Raw genomic sequence first — 18,194 nt, 5'->3', positions numbered from 1 at the left:
CCGGTCTGGTGTTCAATCCTATCCGCTGCGGGCTTTTTGTGTATGCTTAAACAGCTCTCGCGCCAGTTTCAGTGGCAGCGGGCGCGGTGGGGGGGACATCATCAACCGCCCCATCAGGGCGCGATTGGGTTCCTCTGCCATCAGGGCCTGAAAGCGGGTTTTGCGCCAGTCAACCGCCTGGGCGTGCAGCGTTGCGAGGGTAGGGTCGCTGCGATAGCGCCCAAGATGCGGGTCGCGCAGCCCATCGCAGGCCCGGATCGAAAGGTCCTCAACATCGCACCAGTTGCGTTCGGTCCAGTAATCCAGCCCCAGTAGATCGCCATCATGCACCGCGCGCCCCCGGGCCCGTTTCAGCACATAGCTTTCCATCGCCCCAAGCGCATAGTGATTGATCTGCGCAAGCCCGTAATTGGCCCGTCCAAACGGGGAGAAGATCTTACCTTTCTGGAAGCTCTGGCCCATCTCGCGGCCCTGCCCGTCAAACCAGCGGGTGTGCTCTACCTTGCCATCAACCGGGGCGCGCGGGCGATGCACCCCCAGTTTGCGATAGGCCCCGGTGTTGCGATAGAGTGTTTTGAACATGAAGGCGCGCCAGGGCCAATACATCACTTCGGGCGCGGCGCGGGTGAATTCTTCGCTCACCAGCCGGTCCTGATAGCGCAGCACCCCTGCATTGCCGAAAAGCCGCCATGTGAGCGGGATCGCGTCGGCTTCGGGCAGGGCGGCCCATAACGATGACAGGCTGTGATCCCCCACATGGATGTTCACAAACTCATCAATATCCAGCGTCATCAGCCAATCGGATTGCTGCACCAGCGGGTGTTTGTCCGCCAGCTTGTAGCCGGTCCACTGGATGCCGCCATTCCCATAAGGCCCGTCATTGCGGATATGGATCAGTTCGCCCATATCCTGCAGCCGGTCCAGCATCGTATCCGTGCCATCGTCGCAATCATTGGACAGCACCAGAAAATCGGTAAAGCCAATGCCCCGGTGATGGGCCAGCCATTCCAGCAAAAACGCGCCTTCATTGCGCACACATAGGATGGCGGTGGCGCGCATCTACCAGCCCTTCTTGAAGGTCACGACCTTGGCGTTTGAGTGGCGCGGGAAATAGGTCAGCCCGGCCTTGTGCATGGTGTCAACTACGGCCTGCACCCCGGTTTGCCCAATCCATTGTGGATGCAATTCGATCACGGCGGCCCTGAGGCTGCTGAGATCCGCGCCGGGCAGAAGCTCTGCCTCGGTCACTTCCGCCTTTTCACCTTTGGGGTTTTCCTCAAGCGAACTGGCAAGGAATTTGGAGCGCACATAGAATTTGGTCGCCCCTTTGCGCTTGCCCAAAATGGCATTGTGGATACGCGCGGTTTTGACGCCGCTCTCGCTATACACCTCTTCGATATAAGGGATCATATGTGGGTTGGCCTCATAGGCATGCACTTCTTTCACCTTCATTTTTCGGGCCATGAAGGTGGACATGACCCCCACGCCAGCCCCCAGCACCACGTCATCGCGGGTGACCGTGGCCTTGACGGCGTCCGTCTTGCGCTCTTCATAGGCGTTGGAACGCAGGGCGCGGTGGCGGGCCGGTGTCAGGTAACGGGGGGCATCGGGAAAGCGCATGCCGCGGGATTTCACATCGCGCGGCCCGTCATCGGGATATTGGATGACCGGCTTGGGGTCAGATATTTGCGGGTTGTGTTCTGTCATTTTTTCACGGTTCATTTTTATCACTCCCTTCTGCTTTGCGTCAAAGGGATCTTTGCTTTCCATATCCAGGGCCAGCGCGTAGGCCACATGTTCCATCTCTGTCAGCTTGCTGTCCAGGGCCTGATTGTAAAGGTCGGAAAGCTCGGGGGGCTGCCGAAGCTCTGCCGCCTTGGCCCGGTGCCAGTAGACGCCGGATTGATGCAATGCTACCAGCTTTTTATCGGTCATCAGACGGCCAAGTTCGGCCACCGTGCGCGGGATATTGCGCTTGATGGTCACATCCGTGTTGCCGCCCCAGTCCATCCGCACCCAATAATTGATGCCGATGGAGCAGTCCACATGCAGCGCACGCCCTCGCTGGCGCTTGATCAGATAGCTTTCCGCCGAGCGCAGCGCGTAGTGATTGAGCAGCAGGAGGTCATACCCAACGGTCTTGAGGTCCGAGCGCCAGCCCTTGTCCTTATACCCGTCGGTCATCACCTGGCCGGATCCGTTGACCCAGACCACCTGATCGCGGTGGCTGTCACGCAGCTTGTTCGGGCGGTGGCAGGAAAGCTTTTCATTGGCGCCGACATTCTTGGTCATGGTCTTGAACCCCCAGACCGTATGCGGCTTGGGCGCATATTTCGGCGCGGCGGTGTCGAACTGGTCAATCACCAGATCGTCTGCAAATTCGGTCACGCCATTATGGCCGAACAGGCGCCAGGTCATTGCCACATTGGTGGCATTCGGCACGCGGTCAAGGAAGTCCTGCATCGTGCCATTGCCACAGCGCACATTGATGAACTCATCCACGTCAATATGAATGACCCATTCCGCGTTTTGGATCACGTTTTCCTTCAGCAACGGGTTCAGCGCGTATTGCTGGGGGAGTTGCCCTTCCAATTGTCATTGTTCGATGCTGCAAAATGCCCAGATCCTGCAACCGGTCGAGGATCTCTGACGTGCCGTCGGAACAGTCATTGGTGTAGATCAGGAATTTGTCGATCCCCATGGCGCGGTGATAGGCGACCCATTCAAGAATATAAGGGGCCTCGTTCTTCATGCAGCCCACAATCACCCGCCCGTTTTGCGCTGTTCACGGGTGGCCTGATCAATGCGCGGCAGCAGGGCGGCCACATATTGCGTGGCGCGAAACCCCATGGTCGGGTCGGCCTCCTGCCAGCCGCCGGGCACGGCCCGGTCGCGTTTCAGGGTCTCAGGCAACAGGGTATGGTTTTTTAAAAGCTCTTTGTTGCTTTTTTCAAATTCACGGGAAAACTCCACCAGTTCCCCCGGAGCGATAGGCGCGCCGGGCACCAGAACCTGCCCCAGAAGCCTGCGCCAGAGCACCGGAGGGAACAGGCGCCCCTTGGCAAGAAGGGCCACAAGCACCTCGTTCATCATAGGCGCGCGGGTCAGGCTGGCGGCGGAGGGACGGGGATAGCCCGATCCTTCCGGGGCCTTGCCGATATTGGCGCGGATCCCGGCCCTGTTCATCCACATGGGCAATGACCTGAATATCATCCGACAGTGGTTGCAGCAGGGATTTCAGCCGGGCAATCTCGCTGTCATAGGGCAGGGTGCAGAGCTGGCTTGCGGACAGGATCAGTGTCTCGGGCCGGTGCTTTTCAACTTCCTTGAGCAGATCCTCTCCGACCTGCCGGCGCAGCATGTCCTGCTTGTCGGCAGGGGCATAGCCGCGATTGTGGCGCAGGATGTCCACCCGGTCAGGGTCGGTGACCGCCATGTAAAGCCGTGTGTGGTTCTTGCGGCCGGGACTGCGCGCGTAAAGCACACCCTTGTCGGTCAACTGATCGCGCTTGGCGTCCAGCACCTCCTGCAGGCGCTCCGCGCCGCATTGTTCCAGACCGATATGGAGCACAATCCGCATCAGCTGTTTTCCTTACTCTTACGCATGTCACTACTCTCAGGGGCAGGCGGCCCGTCCTGTGCCGCTTCGGCGGGGCGGTTCTCATTGGCGTTTGCCACCCCCCACCAGGGCAGGTCGAGCCCGAGGAAATCCGACAGCCGGTCGCGGGCGTCGTCGTCCTCGATGTCATATTCCAGGAAATCACCCGCCCCGGCGAAAACCTGTCGGCAAAAGGCGAAATGCCCCTCGATCCAGCGGATCCGTTCCGCATCCGTCCTGCCATAGCCTTCCGGCTGGCCGGTAATGGCGTTGGAGGGAAGGCGGGTGCGGCCCAGATGGGACCACCGTCCCATACTGTCGGACAGCTTGACCGGGGCACGATGGGTCAAAACAAACTTGGCCCCCGGATGGTGGGCACGAATGGCCGCCAGCAGCCCCCAGTCGCATTGCGGCCAGAGGTTCAGCCCTTCGCGCACCACGTCGATTTCGGTGAACGCATCAAACTCGGCCATTTTCGACAGGGGATCCCCGTCCTGGAAATAACCATCATACATCAGCTTGCCGACAAAGGTGCGGGCCAGGCGATCCTCCTTGCTCTGCCCGCGCCGGATGCGCCAGTCCGCAACATTCATCCCGGCCTGTTTCAGCGCCTGACCCAATGTGGTGGTGCCGGATTTCGGCAGGCCCGGATTGATGACTTTCAGCCCTTTCGCAATTGGCAAAGAACTGGAGCGTGACCGAGATCGCATGCGGGTTGTCGCAGGCGTCGATCAGTTCGGGGATCGTGCCCTGACCGACATGAATGTTCAGAAACTCGTCCACATCGGCAATCCAGATCCAGTCCGAGGACAGCACGAGGTCATGGGATTTTGCCGCCTTCAGTGCCTCCATCTGGTAATTGCGCCCTTCGGCCGGGTTGGGCAGATGGGTGACGATGCCCCGCGCCGCCAGCGCATCGAGAAGCCGGTTTGTCGCATCGGTGCAGTCATTTGAATAAAAAAGGAAATCCGTGACGCCCAGCACAGAGTTGAAGGCGATCCATTCGATCAGAAACGGGTCCTCGCTCTTCACGCAGGCCACGGCTGTTATGGGCATGGGATGCCCTCGGCCGGGAAAGGAGAATACTTGGTCATTACACTGCCTGCTGACGGCCTGTTGTGGCAACTTTTGGGCCGTTTTTCGGGGGTTTCATGCTTATCGCGCAAAATCCTTAACATTGTTTCCGTATTTCCGTCAGAGCTGCGAAAATTCGTTAACTTATGCAAATAGATAAACAGTTCCTGTGCTCCTCCTGCCGCAGCCCGCCCTGAGGTGTAGGGGCTGGTGTGATGGGGAGAGTTTGCCCGGACGGGTGCATTGACGCACGGGTGAAATCAAAGCATAAAAACATATGAATGTATGAAGTCGAGGATGCCATGCGCATGCACTGGAAATTCGGAGGGGTGGCGCTGGGCCTTGTGTTCTTCCTCGCCGTCGCTCTGGTCAAACCCATTGGCGTATCGACGCAATTCGTGATCCTGAACGGCATTGTCGGTGACGCCGTAAACAGTGAGTTGGTGACGCAAACCGAAGATGGGTACAGCTCGACCAACGCCTATCTTGCGAAATCTGGTGGGAAATATGCCAAATCCGTGGCGAACCCGCTGAATTACAGCTTTGTTTTCGTGGTGGCGATGATGGCCGGGGCGGCCCTGTCGATGTTTCTGCGGGGCGGCAATGGCAAGGATGAGAACACGCTGCCTGCGATCCATTATGACAATTTTGGCGACACGCCGGTGATGCGGTATGCCATCGCCCTGGTGGGCGGGTTTGTCGTGCTTTACGGGGCACGGCTGGCGGGCGGCTGCACCTCGGGCCACATGATGTCCGGCATGATGCAGACGGCGCTGTCGGGCTATATCTTTGCAGCCGAGGCCTTTGCTGCCGCGGTGCCCGTGGCCATGCTGATGTATAAGAAAGGATAAGCCATGCAGATCATACTTGCTCTTGTGATTGGTGCGTTGTTTGGCTTTGTGCTGGACCGCATCGGGGCCACCAACCCGACCGTGCTGATCCGTATGCTGAGCCTGCGCGCGCTGGGCTTGATGAAAGCCATCCTGCTGGCCATCGGGGTCGGGGCGATCCTGATGTTCGGTGGTCAGATGGTGGGGCCGATTGATGTCGGGCACATGTCGGTGAAAACCGCCAATCTGGGCGTGTTTGTCGGTGGGCTGCTGCTTGGTGCGGGCTGGGCGATGTCCGGGTTTTGCCCCGGCACCGGTGTGTGCGCGGCGGTCACGGGCCGGAAAGATGCGCTGTTTTTCATTCTGGGTGGGTTCTTGGGGGCGGCGGCCTACATGATCACCTCCCCATCGGTGAAAGCCACCGGGCTGCTTGATGCGATTGCCGGGGGGAAAGTGACCCTGGGCACGGTGCCGGGGGCCAAATATGACGGGCTGACCGCGCTTCCCGGCGATGTTCTTGGCATCGCGCTGGGGCTTTTGTTTATCGTGATCGCCTTTGTGGTGCCCGAGGCACCGCGAGGGCAGGAAGGCTGTGTGCAACCGGCTGAATGATCCTGTCCCGAGACGTCCCTTCGGACGGGTCAGAAAGGTCGCGGTTTTGCCGCGGCCTTTTTCTTTGCGAGCTTGAAGCTGTGACATTTTGCATATAATTTGTCAGCAAGTCTACCTGAAGAGGCCCACATGACCCCCAGCCGATTTGATCGCATCCCTGAAATTGCCCTCGAATGGCACCGCGCGGGTCGCGCCGTGGCGATTGCCACCGTTGCCGCCACCTGGGGCAGTGCGCCACGTCCTGTCGGCAGCCAGATGGTGGTGGCGCTGGACGGCGCCATCGAAGGCTCGGTCTCCGGGGGCTGTGTGGAGGCAGCAGTGGTGATCGCCGCGCAGGAGGCGATCGGGCAGGGCCGTCCCCGGCTGCTTACTTTCGGCGTCTCCAGTGAGGACGCGTTTGCCGCCGGGCTGGCCTGCGGGGGGGGGATCACGGTGCTGGTCGAACCGGTTGGTGCGCAGGGCGCGGGGCAGGTGCTATCGCCCACGATGCTGGAACAGATCGTCACGGCACGGTCCGCGCGCCAGCCGCTGGCCTATCGGGTTGGGGTCCGGGACTGGTCCCGCCAGATTGCCGTGGCGGACCCGGAGGATGTGACGGGACTTGAGGGGGCGTGCTTCACACATCTCCATCACCCGCCCTTGCGGCTGGTGATTGTCGGGGCCGTGCATGTGGCGCAGGCGCTGATCCCGATGGCGCAGGCGGTGGGGTATGACATTGCCCTGATCGACCCGCGCAGCGCCTTTGCCACGGAAGATCGGTTTCCCGGCGTGGCGCTGCACGTCGATTTCCCGGAGGATGTGTTGCCCGCGATTGGGCTTGATGCGCATACGGCCCTGGTCACGCTGGCCCATGATCCCAAGATTGACGATCCCGCACTTGGCGCAGCCCTCGGGTCCGAGGCGTTTTATATCGGTAGCCTGGGGTCGAAACGCACCCAGGCGCAGCGGCTGGAGCGGCTGGGGGCGCGCGGGGTTTCTGCTGAAAACCTGTCCCGTATCCATGGCCCGGTCGGGCTGGATATCGGCGCGGTGGGACCTGCGGAAATTGCCGTGTCGATCCTGGCGGAGCTGGTGGCCAGCCGTCGATTGTCACGCAGGTGACGGCGGGATGCGGCGCAGCACCACAATGCGTGCCAGCAGGATCAGGGCAAAGAAAAACGCCGCGCGAAAGGCGCGGCGTTTTGTGTGGTTCGGATGGGGACCCCCATCGGTGCAGGCTTACATGCCCAGAGCGGCTTTTACCTGGTCAAGCGTGGCGGGCAGCAGTTCCGGGTTGTTGGCGGCCTGCTGAACGGCGGTTTTCAGCGCCAGTTTCTGCACATCGCTCAGCGAGGAGCCGTCGATCATCTCAGCCACTTTGCCAGCGTCAAAGCCTTGCGGGGTCAGCACGGCGTTGGGGGCGCTTTCTGCGGCGGCTTCGGTGGCGGCACCGGTGACGTTTTTCATGGCGCCTTCAACCGCACCGGTCACGGCGTCGGTTGCGGCCTGGGTGGCTGCGCCAAGGGCGCCGGTCACGGCTTCGCTTTCCCCGACAACCTCGGTCACTGCGTCGCCCATAGCTTCCATGGCGCCTTCGACGGCATTGCTTGCGGCCTCGGTTACCGCGGCGGCAGCAGATGCGGCCTCAGCGGCAGCTTCTTCAGCAGCCTTGGCGGCTTCTGCGGCGGCGGCCTCTTCCTGTGCCTTGGCTTCGGCGGCAGCCTTCTCGGCAGCTTCTGCCTGTGCGGCGGCTTCTTGCTGAGCGGCGGTTTCGGCCTGTGAGTTCTGATACCACTTATACCCGCCAAAGGCGGCAACGGCGGCGATGACGATGGCGATCAGGGACTTGTTCATTTAAATCTTCCTCGAAATCCTGGATTTGGAACGGTACTTGGCCGGTTTGTCCGGCGACAGGGGTGAAATGGGTCATTTGGGTCTCGTGCTCAAGGGGAGTTTCGGGATTGAGACGTCAAAACGCGAAAACCCGCGCGTTTTCAGCTTGAAAGCGCGGGTTCCCGCCTTTACCTTTCGCAACTAAGAGATTTGAAACTTCAGAAGGAATGGCACAATAGCCCGCAGACCTCATAATGCGCCCCCGCAGCGCGACACTGGCCCACGGATCAACGAACGTATCCGTGCCCCTGAAATTCGCCTGATCGGAGCTGACGGCGAAAACGTGGGCGTTGTGCCCCCGTCACGAGGCATGGAACTTGCGGAACAGGCGGGGCTGGACCTCGTCGAGATTTCGCCCAACGCCGTACCGCCCGTGTGCAAGATCATGGATTTCGGCAAGTTCAAATACGAAACCCAGAAACGCGAGGCCGAGGCGCGCAAGAAGCAAAAGACGATCGAAGTCAAAGAGGTCAAGTTCCGCCCGAACACCGACACTCATGACTATGAAGTCAAGATGCGCAACGTGGTGAAATTCCTGGAAAAAGGCGACAAGGTTAAAGTGACCCTGCGCTTCCGCGGTCGTGAAATGGCACACCAGAACCTTGGGCGTGAGCTTTTGGAGCGTGTGGCAGAAGACATCAAGGAAATCGGCAAGGTTGAAAACATGCCGAAGATGGAAGGCCGCCAGATGGTGATGATGATCGGACCGGCACCGAAATAAGGGCCCGCCAGATCAGGTTAGATTGAAAACGCCTCGCTTTTGCGGGGCGTTTTTTGTTGGCGGAGCAAGAACGTCCCTCCCGGCCGGTGTTCTTTATGCCGGGGGCGTTTCGGCAGGGTCAGGCCGGAACGCGGGCCGGTCCAACGAAAAAGGGACAGCGCCCGGCTGTCCCTTTGTTATTCTGCGCCTGTGCGGTTCTCGGCGAATGCTGTGCATTCGCCTGTCACCTGTTGTTCGAAAGCTGTGCTTTCGAACTTGGCGGCTCTCGGGGATTGTGCCAATCCCCTGCGCCTTATCGGTGAATTCTTCGAATTCCCCTTAATCAAGGAACGCCTTTTCCACCACGTATTCTGCGGGTTTGGAATTTGCCCCCTCGGTCAGCCCGTATTCCTCCAGCATCTCTTTCAGTTCGAGGTTGAAGGCGAGGTTGCCACAGATCATCGCACGATCGTTTTTCGGGCAGATCGGCTCCACACCCAGATCCTTGAACGCCTCGCCCGAGCGCATCAGGTCGGTGATGCGGCCCATCTTGGGGCTCTCTTCGCGGGTGGTGGTCGGGTAGTATTTGATCTTCTTCCAGAAGCCCTCACCGATCACCTCGTTCAGGAGCTCATCGTCTTTCAGCGCCTCGATCAGGTCGCGGCCATAGGTCAGCTCCCCCACTTCGCGGCAGGTATGGGTGATGATCACCTCGTCGTAATCCTCATAGGTCTGCGGTTCGCGCAGAAGCGATGCGAAGGGCGCAAAGCCGGTGCCGGTGGCAAAGAACCAGATCCGTTTGCCGGGAATCAGCGCATCATGCACCAGCGTGCCCACCGGTTTCGGGCGCAGGATCACCTCGTCGCCGGGCTGGATGTGCTGTAGTTTGGAGGTCAGCGGACCGTCCTGCACCTTGATCGAGTAGAACTCCATCTCCTCGTCCCAGCTGGGCGAGGCAATCGAATAGGCGCGCAAAAGCGGCTTTTGCTTGCCGGTCTTGGGGTCCGGGTCCCCCATCAGCCCGATCATCACAAACTCGCCCGAGCGGAAGCGCAAGCTCGCAGGGCGCGTGCAGCGGAAGCTGAACAGGCGGTCGGTGTAATGTTTCACCTCGGTCACGGTCTGCGCATCGGGCAGGGTGGGCACGGGTCTTGCTTTGGTTTCGGCATCCATAACGGCGGTCACTTCATTCATGAGCTTTACCGGGGCAAAACACCCCGGCCTTTCATGTTGCTATATATGTTCTGTGCGAGGAAGGGTCTAGGCCGAAGCCGCCCCCATCAGCCGCGACCTATAGTCATAGGCGCGCCAGTCCGCGCGATAGACCCATTCCTGTTCCGGCTGGCGGGCCGCCAGCTCGTCCGAGATTTCCACCTCGTCGAAACCGGAGCGGCGGGCCATGGCATATTGGTCACTGATCACGTGGCCGGCCGCGCGCAGACGCCCCTGGAACCCCAGGTTGCGCAGCTGACGGGCAAGGGTGAAGCCGCGCCCATCGGCAAAGGACGGAAAGTCGATACGGATTGCTTCGACCCCAAGCATCAGGTGGCCAAGCTCCGCCGGATCGGTGTCCGATGCCAGGTCCAGCCCGCGCGCGTCATTGGCGGCGCGCTCCCCGGCCGGGGCAAAGCCGTAGTCCCAGGTTTCCGGGGTAAAGCCCTCATCACGTACAATCACAGTCATTGTTCAGCTCCAATCCGAACCATCTTGCCATCCACGAAATGGATGCCGCATTCTGTTTTCTCCGCACCGCGCCAGCGGCCCGCCCGCGGGTCCTCACCCGGTTTCACCTCGGATGTGCAGGGGGCGCAGCCGATCGAGGGGAAACCGCGGCTGACCAGCGGATGGCGGGGCAGGCGGTTGTTGATCATGTATTCCTGCACGTCTTCCGGCGCCCAATGGGCCAGAGGGTTGACCTTGACCCGACCGTTTTCGATCTCGAAAAACTGCAGATCGACCCGTTTGCCGCCTTGAAAGCGCTTGCGCCCGGTGATCCAGCCGTCAAAGGGCGCAATCGCGCGGGCCAGCGGCTCCACCTTGCGCAGGTTGCAGCAGGCGTCGGTATCGGCCAGATGCAGGATGTTGTCCGGGTCACGGCTGAACACCTGATCGGCATCCGGGTGAATGACGCGCACATCGGTCAGGCCCAGCTTCTCGCTGACCTCAACCTGATAGTCGAGCGTCTCCTGAAACAGCATCTGCGTGTCCAGAAAAATCACCGGGATGGTGCGGTCAGCCAGCGCCACCATATGGAGCAGCACAACGCTTTCCGCGCCAAAGCTCGAGACCATGGCCAGCGGACCGATTTCCGGGGCAGCCAGCGCATCGCGCACCACCTGCGTGGCGGAATGGTGCTTGTAGCGCGCGTTCAGATCGGCCACGCGCTCTTCAAGGGGCGCGAGGGGGGCTTCAAGCGGCATGGCTTTTCCCTTCCGGATAAAGCGCGGCCTTGAACGGGGCCTCCCCCAGACGGCGGAAGGCCTCGAGGAAGGTTTCCTCGTCACTTTCGCGCAGGTCCAGATAGGCCAGCAGGATCCGTTCGATCGCCGGAACAATCTCGTCATAAGAGAAGCCCGGCCCGGCCCGCTTGCCGATCACCGTGTCTGCCCCGCCGTCACCGCCAAGGGTGATCTGGTAGTTTTCAACACCGGCGCGATCCAGCCCCAGAATGCCGATATGGCCCAGGTGGTGGTGCCCGCAGGCATTGATGCAGCCCGAGATCTTGATCTTGAGTTCGCCAATCTCATGTTCCAGCTTCAATTCGTCAAACCGTTTGGCAATGTTCTGTGCCACCGGGATGGCGCGGGCCGTGGCCAGTGCGCAGTAATCCATGCCAGGGCAGGCGATAATGTCCGAAATCAGCCCGGCATTGGCCGTCGCCAGACCATGGGCGCGCAGCTTGGCATAAAGCGCCGGCAGGTCCGACTTGTGTACATGCGGCAAGATCACGTTCTGCTCATGGCTGATACGGATATCATCATGGCTGAATTGCTCGCCCAGATCGGCGATCACGCGCATCTGCTCGGCGGTGGCGTCACCGGGGGTGGCCCCATGCGCCTTGAGCGAGATGGTCACGATCGCATGTTCCGGGTGGCGATGCTCGGACAGGTTGGTGTCGGCAAAGCTGCGAAAGCCGGGGTCGGTTGCATAGGCGGCGTCAAAGGCGCCGGTGTCGCGGGATTTCAGCTCAGGCTGCGGAAAGCTGGCCTGAATGCGTGCGAAATGCTCCTGATCCACGCCGGTGAATTGCGGGCGAATCTGGGCGAATTTCTCATCCACCAGGGCGCGGATCTTCTCGATCCCGTTTTCCATCGTGGTGATCTTGATGCGCGCCTTGTATTTGTTGTCGCGACGGCCCAGCACGTTGTAAACGCTGACGATGGCCTCGAGATAAGGCAGCAGGTCCGCCTGCGGCAGGAACTCATTCAGCACCTGACCAATGATCGGGGTGCGGCCCAGACCGCCGCCGACGATGATCTGATAGCCGATTTCGCCCGAGCGTTCGACAATCCGGATGCCAATATCATGTGCCTTGGTCACGGCGCGATCCGCCGTTGCCCCGGTCACGGCCAGCTTGAACTTGCGTGGCAGGAACTGGAATTCTGGGTGGTCGGTGGACCATTGGCGGATGAGTTCGGCCGTGGGACGCGGATCTGCGATCTCATCCGCCGCTGCGCCCGCGAAATGATCCGCGGTCACGTTACGAATGGTGTTGCCCGAGGTCTGGATCGCGTGCATGCGCACGTCTGCCAGAGCTTCCAGCATGTCGGGAATATCCGTCAGCTGCGGCCAGTTATACTGGATGTTCTGACGGGTGGTGAAATGGCCATACCCCTTGTCGAACCGCTCTGCCAGATAGGCAAGCTGGCGCATCTGGGCAGAGACCAGCGTGCCATAGGGAATGGCCACCCGCAGCATATAGGCATGCAGCTGCAGATAAACGCCATTCATCAGGCGCAGGGGGCGGAACTCGTCTTCGGTCAGCGCGCCCGAAATGCGGCGTTCCACCTGCTTGCGGAACTGCGCGGTGCGGTTGCGGACAAAGGCGTTGTCGAAATCAGCGTAATCATACATGGGCGTGCACCTCTTCTGCGCGTTCCTGTTTGCCATGAAGCCGGTTCGACGGGCCACGCGCCCGGAACGCTTCGCGGAAATGGATGGGTTCAGGGCCCTTCTCGCCCCGTTTGGCATCGGCCAGATAGGCCCCGACGGTGATATGCGGCTGGGCCACGGCCTCGGCCAGACGGGCATTTGCCACGTCTTCTTCGTCCAGCAAAACAGCCATACACATGTCACGCACCCAGCTTCCATCTTCGGCGAGATAGATCACATCGCCGGTCAGAAGATCATTTGCGGTCACGATTTTGGGTGTAAACGGGCGCGGCATGGCCAGTCCTTTCCTGTTGCATTCTCGGGCTGTATAGGACATTTTCCCGATAAATGGCACTCACCTGCGGCAGATAAGGAAAATTGTTCCTCTTTAGGCGCCGCATGGAACGCTGGACCTGAAAAAGAGGAAAAACCGGAATGTCCGTTCGGCTCGATGAAATCGACAAGAAAATCCTGCGCGAGCTGCAAAGCGATGCAGGTCAGTCGCTCGACGTGATTGCACGCAAAGTGGGGTCGTCAAAGACACCCGTTTGGAATCGGATCCGCAAGATGCGCGAAGCTGGCATGATCGGCCAGAACACCGTGATCCTGGACGCGGAAAGCCTTGGGTTTGAGGCCTGTTTTTTTGTGCTGATCCGCACCGCCGAGCATGAAGCAGACTGGCAGAATAAATTCCTGAAAGCCCTCAGGGAACGCCCCGAGGTGATGGAAGCGCATCGGCTTGCTGGTGAGATCGACTATATCCTCAAAGTGCGCGTGAAAAATGCCCGCGCCTATGACGAATTTTATCAGGCGCTGATTTCCGAGGTGAAGATTTTCAATGTGACCGCGCTTTTGTCGATGGAAGAGATCAAGTTTTCCACCGAGTTGCCGGTCTGAAGCTTGGAAGGGGCGCTGCCCCTCGGCCCCTCTTTGCAAGAGGGCCCTCACCCCGAGGTATTTTGAGCAAGAAAAAGGCGCAATGAATTGTTAACCTTCAGCTGACAAAGTGGCTGCGCGGTACAGGCGGAGGCGCCGATGATCGCGCAAGGAAAAAGCAGTAGCTTTGAAAGAGAGGGCGCCCCCCTCTCTTTTTTTCTTGCCGTAAATACCTTCGCCGAAGGCAAGAAAACTGCCGAGCGAAGCGAGGCCACGCCGGTCAGACAGCCGGATGGGTGGGCGCTGGTCGGGCGGCAGTGCAGATGACCAGCAAAAAAATGAAACCGGGTGGTCAAGTGGCAATCGCGTTTCTATGCTCCGCTCATGGTCAAGTCTTTGCGATCCATATGGGTTCTTGCCTTTCTTGTGACGGCTTTGCTGTTTTCAGCAGGGGTCTGGCTTGTTTCGTGGCAATCTGCGTTGACGGCATTGGAAGAGCGGGGGCGGATTGACCTGACGCTGGCCTCGGACCGCCTGACCCGCCACCTGCTGCGCTATCGTGAACTGGCGGTTCTGCTGGCCGATCACCCGGAAATGGTGGCTCGGTTGAAGGGGCAGGGGGGGGGCAGGGACGCATCGGACCTGCTGCGTGAGATGGTGGGCAAGACCGGTGCTGCAGCGATCACTCTTGTGGATCGTGATGGGCAGGTTCTGGCCGCCACCAAACCGGGCGCCTCTGCGCTTGATCCAAAAACAGCCCCTCTGGCGCGTGCTTTGAATGGGGCGCTGGGCCGGGCAAATGGGACGCGTTTGGCGACAAACGGTATGACCCGGCGCATGTTCTCCTTTGCAGCGCCGGTTTTTGCGGGGCCGGGGCCAGCGCGTGGCGCCGTTGTGGTCGAGGTTGATATCTGGCTTTTTGAACAGAACTGGCCAACCAGCGCCGCCGCGGTCTATTTCGTCAATGATCAGGGACAGGTTTTTGTCACCAACCGCTCTGAACTGACGCTGACAAACCGGTTCGGCGATGAGGGGTTTCCGGATCACAGCAAGACCCGCTGGTTTGGTCATGACATCTGGTCGCTGAGCGGTGGCCCCTATCTGCCTGGACATGCGCTGCATCTGGCGGCCGATTTGCCGGTGATTGACATGACTGGAGAGATCCTGCTCGACACCTCTCCGACTTTGCACGCCGCAAGCCAGCAGGCTGCCGTGGCGGTGGCGGTCTTTCTCGTCTTCGGTGCGGTGCTTTTGGTGCTGGCGGAGCGGCGCCGTGCCCTGTCTGATCGCCTGTCGGTGGAAGCGGCGGTGAATGCGCGGCTTGAGGCGCGGGTCGCTGCGCGCACGCGTGCCTTGCGTGAGGTCAATGACCATCTGCGCCAGGCCCAGGCGGACCTGGTTCAGGCGGGCAAGCTGTCAGCGCTGGGGCAGATGTCGGCCGGGATCAGCCATGAGCTTAACCAGCCGCTGATGGCCATTCGCAGCTTTGCCGACAATGGCACGGAATTCCTCAACCGGGGCGCGCCGGAACAGGCGGGTGTCAATCTGGGGCGGATTTCGGAACTGGCGGGGCGGATGGACCGGATCATCAAGAACCTGCGCGCCTTTGCCCGCAATGAAAGCGAACCTCTGGGGCGGATCGACATTGTGCATGTCCTTGATACCGCTGTGGATCTGACCGGTGCGCGGTTGCGCGCAGAAGGGGTGGCGCTGCGCTGGGCCCGCCCGTCAGGCCCGGTGTTCGTGCGCGGCGGAGAGGTGCGGCTTGGGCAGGTTTTTGTCAATCTGATCAACAACGCCGCGGATGCCATGATCGGACAGGAGCACCGGGAAATCACCCTTGAGCTGACCCGCGCGGACCGTATCAGCGTCAGTGTCTGCGACACTGGCCCCGGCATCGCGGACCCGGACAAGATTTTTGAACCCTTTTACACGACCAAGGAAGTGGGCGAGGAAGGGATGGGTCTCGGCCTGTCGATCTCTTATGGTCTGGTGCAAAGTTTCGGTGGTGACATTCGGGGCCGCAACAGCGATCGGGGCGCGGTATTCACCGTGGAACTCGACCGATGGGAGGAGGGTGCATGACCACGCAGGTGCTGCTTGTAGATGATGATACCATGGTGCGCGAGGCACTGGGCCAGACGCTGGAACTGGCGGGGTATGACGCGGTGCTGGCGGGCAGCTATATCGAGGCGAAAGACCATGTGGCGCGCGATTTTGCGGGCGTGGTGGTCAGCGATATCCGGATGCCGGGCAAAGATGGGTTCCAGCTTCTGGACTGGGTGCAGGGGGTGGATGGCGACCTGCCGGTGATCTTGCTGACCGGCGAAGGGGACATTCCGATGGCGGTGCGGGGCATGACCGCCGGCGCCTTTGATTTTCTGGAAAAACCCTGTGATACCAATGTGTTCCTTTCGGTGGTGGAGCGCGCCCTGGCGACGCGCGCGCTGATCCTTGAAAACCGCGCGCTGAAACATTCGCTGGAAAAGGGCGATGCCGCGTCACGTCTTTTGTTTGGCGATAGCGTGCTGGCCGAGGAGCTTCGGGCGCGGGTGCGGGCGGTGGCCAAGATGCAGGCCGAAGTGTTGATCTGCGGCGAGCCGGGATCGGGCACTGCCAAGGTGGGCGAGGTGGTGCATCTTCTTTCCGCAGGGGCGATGCGGCCCTTGGTGAAACGCCCGGCGGCGGGGCTGACGCCGGAGGGGCTGGCGGAGGCGTATGAGCGGGCCGAAGGGGGGACATTGTTCCTTGATGAGATTGCCGCCCTGGACCCATCGACGCAGTTTGCGCTTCTGGACCTGTTGGAAAAACAGGGGCAGACCCGCGTGGTGGTGGGCACCTATCGCGATCTGGCCGCGGAGGTCGCGGAAGGCCGGTTCAACCCGGATCTTTTCTACAAGCTCGACGTGCTGCGCGTGCGCATCCCGGCCATTCGCGAACGCAAGGACGATATCCCGGTGCTATTTCGCCATTATGTGTCGATCGCCAGCGAACAGGCGGCACTGACCCCGCCGGAAATCAGCCAGGAGGTGATCTCGCAACTGATGGCGCAGGACTGGCCGGGCAATGCGCGGGCGCTGATGAACACGGCGATGCGCTTTGCCATGGGCTTGGGGCTGGGCGATGTGGAGGACGGCGAAGGCGAACGCCCCGGCCTTGCCCAACAGCTCGCCCAAGTGGAACGCACCCTGCTGATCGAAGCGCTGCGGCGTCACGGGGGCGGGGCCACGGCGGCGGCCCGCGATCTCAAACTCCCGCGTAAGACCTTTTACGACAAGCTCACCCGGCATGGGATCCGGGCGGAAGATTATCGGGGGTGACTGCCGGCTGTGCGGGCGAACCGGGCTTGTGCAGATGCGGCTTTCGCAGAAGCTGCATCTTTTTGCAGTGGCGGCGCGTCTGTCGCTATGTTGCAACTGACGTCGCCGAAACGGTTGGTGCCAGTTTCTTTTGAAGGCCGTATTTGAGGGCCGTATCAAGAACATATCTTCGCGTCAGCATGTAGAGACATGTAAGAAAATATGGTGGACGTTACAGAGGCACGGATTGGAAAGGCAAACCAATCTGGCGCCGCGGGGGCGGCGGGCGTGCGCTTGCAATAAGTGGTGTCTGCTGTCGTGATCGCCGGTATGAACTCGCCTAAAGCGTTTCGGGATAAACTTGAGACACAATAATAAGTCGAAACACTTTAGGTGGATCGACCACCGGGACGACGCCGTCCTTGGTTGATGCCTTCGGGCACTGCTGCACGCCATTCGGCACTGGCTTTACATTTCGAACAGATGCGCTGACCGAACCCTTCGCTCCAAAACGAAGTTTCACAACGCAAGCAGACCCGCGACTTCGGCACATCGCCAAGCGCGCGGACCAGCTGGCCCACCAGGGCATCATCTTTTGCTTTTTTCATCAGATCCACGCAGTCTTGTGTCCCCAAATTGGCCTTTGTCACATTGCTCGGAGGCGGATGACGCAGGAGGTCGGCAAGGCATCCCCTCGTTCTCGGCATCAAGAGTTTGCGAACGGTCCCGCGAAGACCCTTGTTCTTTTCCATGTCCGGTTTCGGGTTCAGGACTGTCCGTATTTGTGTGTGACACCCGGATCCCAGAGTAGAGATGGCGAAGCTGTGCCTCGGTCACCCCATCTGCCTGCATGACGAGTTGCACCATCGGATCGGCCAGCATTTCTTCGAGAAAGGCCTGTGAGAGGGCCTTTCCAGAAAGCTTGTCTTTCGCGCGGGCATGGTCGAGATCAACCAGCGATACGGACAGGCTCCGCGTCAATCCCGGATGGGACACGCGTGGATGCAGGTGGACGATAACCGAAGCCTTCCAGGCTTCTGGGGCGTTGTGATCTGGCGGCGGGGCGAACTCTGTTTCGATATTATACTCACCAGCAGGAAGCGTTTCATCAAATCCGGGAAGTTTGAAAGGCTTATCAAACACCGCAACGGTCTTTGCTGTTTGGTCATCCATGGCGGTTGGTCCTTTCAATTGAGCTGCTGTTTCACCTGGTTGCACAAAGCGAGCCATTCCGGTGCATG

At 60.4% G+C, this 18,194-nt stretch carries 22 protein-coding genes and 1 pseudogene; 7 read left to right on the top strand and 16 right to left on the bottom strand.

Features of this window, described 5'->3' with window-relative positions; all coding sequences use genetic code 11:
* Positions 1 to 18: 18 nt before the first annotated feature.
* The 7 genes and pseudogenes from AKJ29_RS07705 to AKJ29_RS07675 all read right to left on the bottom strand — a co-directional run.
* The gene (locus AKJ29_RS07705; RefSeq protein WP_055189596.1) at positions 19 to 1,059 is read right to left on the bottom strand and encodes a glycosyltransferase family 2 protein; all 1,041 of its coding nucleotides are present in this window, start codon (positions 1,057 to 1,059) and stop codon (positions 19 to 21) included.
* Complete coding sequence (locus AKJ29_RS20430; RefSeq protein ID WP_314732198.1) at positions 1,060 to 2,592, bottom strand: bifunctional glycosyltransferase/class I SAM-dependent methyltransferase; 1,533 nt, start codon at positions 2,590 to 2,592, stop codon at positions 1,060 to 1,062. It abuts the gene before it with no gap.
* On the bottom strand, positions 2,504 to 2,701 hold the full coding sequence (locus AKJ29_RS20425) for a glycosyltransferase family 2 protein (RefSeq protein ID WP_314732197.1): 198 nt from the start codon (positions 2,699 to 2,701) through the stop codon (positions 2,504 to 2,506). Before AKJ29_RS20425 ends, AKJ29_RS20430 begins: the two co-directional genes overlap by 89 nt.
* Before the next feature lie 62 nt (positions 2,702 to 2,763).
* Entirely contained in the window at positions 2,764 to 2,913 is a 150-nt protein-coding gene (locus tag AKJ29_RS20420; RefSeq protein ID WP_314732194.1) for a hypothetical protein, read from the bottom strand.
* 43 nt (positions 2,914 to 2,956) lie between these two features.
* Positions 2,957 to 3,580 carry a hypothetical protein gene (locus tag AKJ29_RS20415; protein ID WP_055189587.1) on the bottom strand — a complete coding sequence of 208 codons (624 nt, stop codon included), beginning with the start codon at positions 3,578 to 3,580 and terminating at the stop codon, positions 2,957 to 2,959.
* Complete coding sequence (locus AKJ29_RS07680) at positions 3,580 to 4,308, bottom strand: sulfotransferase (protein WP_235477346.1); 729 nt, start codon at positions 4,306 to 4,308, stop codon at positions 3,580 to 3,582. The genes AKJ29_RS20415 and AKJ29_RS07680 overlap by 1 nt, the downstream gene beginning before the upstream one ends.
* Positions 4,274 to 4,654 (bottom strand): annotated as a pseudogene (locus AKJ29_RS07675) (glycosyltransferase family 2 protein); the annotation flags it as partial. The gene AKJ29_RS07680 and the pseudogene AKJ29_RS07675, both read right to left, overlap by 35 nt.
* 299 nt (positions 4,655 to 4,953) lie before the next feature.
* Between AKJ29_RS07675 and AKJ29_RS07670 the strand changes: the two are divergent.
* From AKJ29_RS07670 to AKJ29_RS07660, 3 genes are all read left to right on the top strand, one after another.
* The gene (locus tag AKJ29_RS07670) at positions 4,954 to 5,523 is read left to right on the top strand and encodes a YeeE/YedE thiosulfate transporter family protein (protein WP_235477344.1); all 570 of its coding nucleotides are present in this window, start codon (positions 4,954 to 4,956) and stop codon (positions 5,521 to 5,523) included.
* 3 nt (positions 5,524 to 5,526) lie between these two features.
* Positions 5,527 to 6,114: a YeeE/YedE thiosulfate transporter family protein gene (locus tag AKJ29_RS07665; RefSeq protein ID WP_055189584.1), complete on the top strand. Its 588-nt coding sequence runs from the start codon at positions 5,527 to 5,529 to the stop codon at positions 6,112 to 6,114.
* Between the two features lie 129 nt (positions 6,115 to 6,243).
* Entirely contained in the window at positions 6,244 to 7,215 is a 972-nt protein-coding gene (locus tag AKJ29_RS07660; protein WP_055189582.1) for an XdhC family protein, read from the top strand.
* Positions 7,216 to 7,332: 117 nt separating this feature from the next.
* Here AKJ29_RS07660 and AKJ29_RS07655 read toward each other — a convergent pair whose 3' ends face one another.
* The gene (locus AKJ29_RS07655) at positions 7,333 to 7,947 is read right to left on the bottom strand and encodes a hypothetical protein (protein ID WP_055189581.1); all 615 of its coding nucleotides are present in this window, start codon (positions 7,945 to 7,947) and stop codon (positions 7,333 to 7,335) included.
* Between the two features lie 214 nt (positions 7,948 to 8,161).
* On the opposite strand from AKJ29_RS07655, the gene infC reads away from it, so the two are divergent.
* Positions 8,162 to 8,707: a translation initiation factor IF-3 gene (gene infC, locus AKJ29_RS07650; protein ID WP_063139423.1), complete on the top strand. Its 546-nt coding sequence runs from the start codon at positions 8,162 to 8,164 to the stop codon at positions 8,705 to 8,707.
* A gap of 318 nt (positions 8,708 to 9,025) precedes the next feature.
* Here the strand turns inward: infC and AKJ29_RS07645 are convergent, their stop codons facing one another.
* From AKJ29_RS07645 to AKJ29_RS07625, 5 genes are all read right to left on the bottom strand, one after another.
* Positions 9,026 to 9,880, bottom strand: a complete 855-nt coding sequence (locus AKJ29_RS07645) for a ferredoxin--NADP reductase (protein ID WP_055189575.1) — start codon at positions 9,878 to 9,880, stop codon at positions 9,026 to 9,028.
* 66 nt (positions 9,881 to 9,946) lie between these two features.
* The gene (locus AKJ29_RS07640; RefSeq protein ID WP_055189572.1) at positions 9,947 to 10,369 is read right to left on the bottom strand and encodes a DUF934 domain-containing protein; all 423 of its coding nucleotides are present in this window, start codon (positions 10,367 to 10,369) and stop codon (positions 9,947 to 9,949) included.
* Complete coding sequence (locus AKJ29_RS07635; RefSeq protein ID WP_055189570.1) at positions 10,366 to 11,106, bottom strand: phosphoadenylyl-sulfate reductase; 741 nt, start codon at positions 11,104 to 11,106, stop codon at positions 10,366 to 10,368. Before AKJ29_RS07635 ends, AKJ29_RS07640 begins: the two co-directional genes overlap by 4 nt.
* Complete coding sequence (locus AKJ29_RS07630; protein ID WP_055189568.1) at positions 11,096 to 12,760, bottom strand: nitrite/sulfite reductase; 1,665 nt, start codon at positions 12,758 to 12,760, stop codon at positions 11,096 to 11,098. The genes AKJ29_RS07635 and AKJ29_RS07630 overlap by 11 nt, the downstream gene beginning before the upstream one ends.
* Entirely contained in the window at positions 12,753 to 13,073 is a 321-nt protein-coding gene (locus tag AKJ29_RS07625; protein ID WP_055189566.1) for a DUF2849 domain-containing protein, read from the bottom strand. Before AKJ29_RS07625 ends, AKJ29_RS07630 begins: the two co-directional genes overlap by 8 nt.
* A gap of 140 nt (positions 13,074 to 13,213) precedes the next feature.
* On the opposite strand from AKJ29_RS07625, the gene AKJ29_RS07620 reads away from it, so the two are divergent.
* A complete protein-coding gene (locus AKJ29_RS07620) occupies positions 13,214 to 13,675 on the top strand; it encodes an Lrp/AsnC family transcriptional regulator (protein ID WP_055189564.1) in 462 nt (153 codons plus the stop codon).
* 47 nt (positions 13,676 to 13,722) lie between these two features.
* Here the strand turns inward: AKJ29_RS07620 and AKJ29_RS19245 are convergent, their stop codons facing one another.
* The gene (locus AKJ29_RS19245; protein WP_152972434.1) at positions 13,723 to 14,010 is read right to left on the bottom strand and encodes a hypothetical protein; all 288 of its coding nucleotides are present in this window, start codon (positions 14,008 to 14,010) and stop codon (positions 13,723 to 13,725) included.
* Positions 14,011 to 14,038: 28 nt separating this feature from the next.
* On the opposite strand from AKJ29_RS19245, the gene AKJ29_RS07615 reads away from it, so the two are divergent.
* Together AKJ29_RS07615 and AKJ29_RS07610 are read left to right on the top strand one after the other, a co-directional pair.
* Positions 14,039 to 15,739: a sensor histidine kinase gene (locus AKJ29_RS07615; protein WP_055190479.1), complete on the top strand. Its 1,701-nt coding sequence runs from the start codon at positions 14,039 to 14,041 to the stop codon at positions 15,737 to 15,739.
* Entirely contained in the window at positions 15,736 to 16,974 is a 1,239-nt protein-coding gene (locus AKJ29_RS07610) for a sigma-54-dependent transcriptional regulator (RefSeq protein ID WP_055189562.1), read from the top strand. Before AKJ29_RS07615 ends, AKJ29_RS07610 begins: the two co-directional genes overlap by 4 nt.
* Positions 16,975 to 17,342: 368 nt before the next feature.
* On the opposite strand, the gene AKJ29_RS07605 is transcribed toward AKJ29_RS07610, so the two are convergent.
* Together AKJ29_RS07605 and AKJ29_RS19990 are read right to left on the bottom strand one after the other, a co-directional pair.
* Positions 17,343 to 17,561: a hypothetical protein gene (locus AKJ29_RS07605; protein ID WP_139231319.1), complete on the bottom strand. Its 219-nt coding sequence runs from the start codon at positions 17,559 to 17,561 to the stop codon at positions 17,343 to 17,345.
* The gene (locus tag AKJ29_RS19990; protein WP_074963613.1) at positions 17,542 to 18,126 is read right to left on the bottom strand and encodes a hypothetical protein; all 585 of its coding nucleotides are present in this window, start codon (positions 18,124 to 18,126) and stop codon (positions 17,542 to 17,544) included. The genes AKJ29_RS07605 and AKJ29_RS19990 overlap by 20 nt, the downstream gene beginning before the upstream one ends.
* Positions 18,127 to 18,194: the final 68 nt, after the last annotated feature.

Source organism: Aliiroseovarius crassostreae, assembly GCF_001307765.1.
GTDB classification, from domain to species: Bacteria; Pseudomonadota; Alphaproteobacteria; order Rhodobacterales; family Rhodobacteraceae; genus Aliiroseovarius; species Aliiroseovarius crassostreae.
Note: the sequence above shows the minus strand (reverse complement) of the source record. Positions and strands in the feature narration are given on the sequence as shown.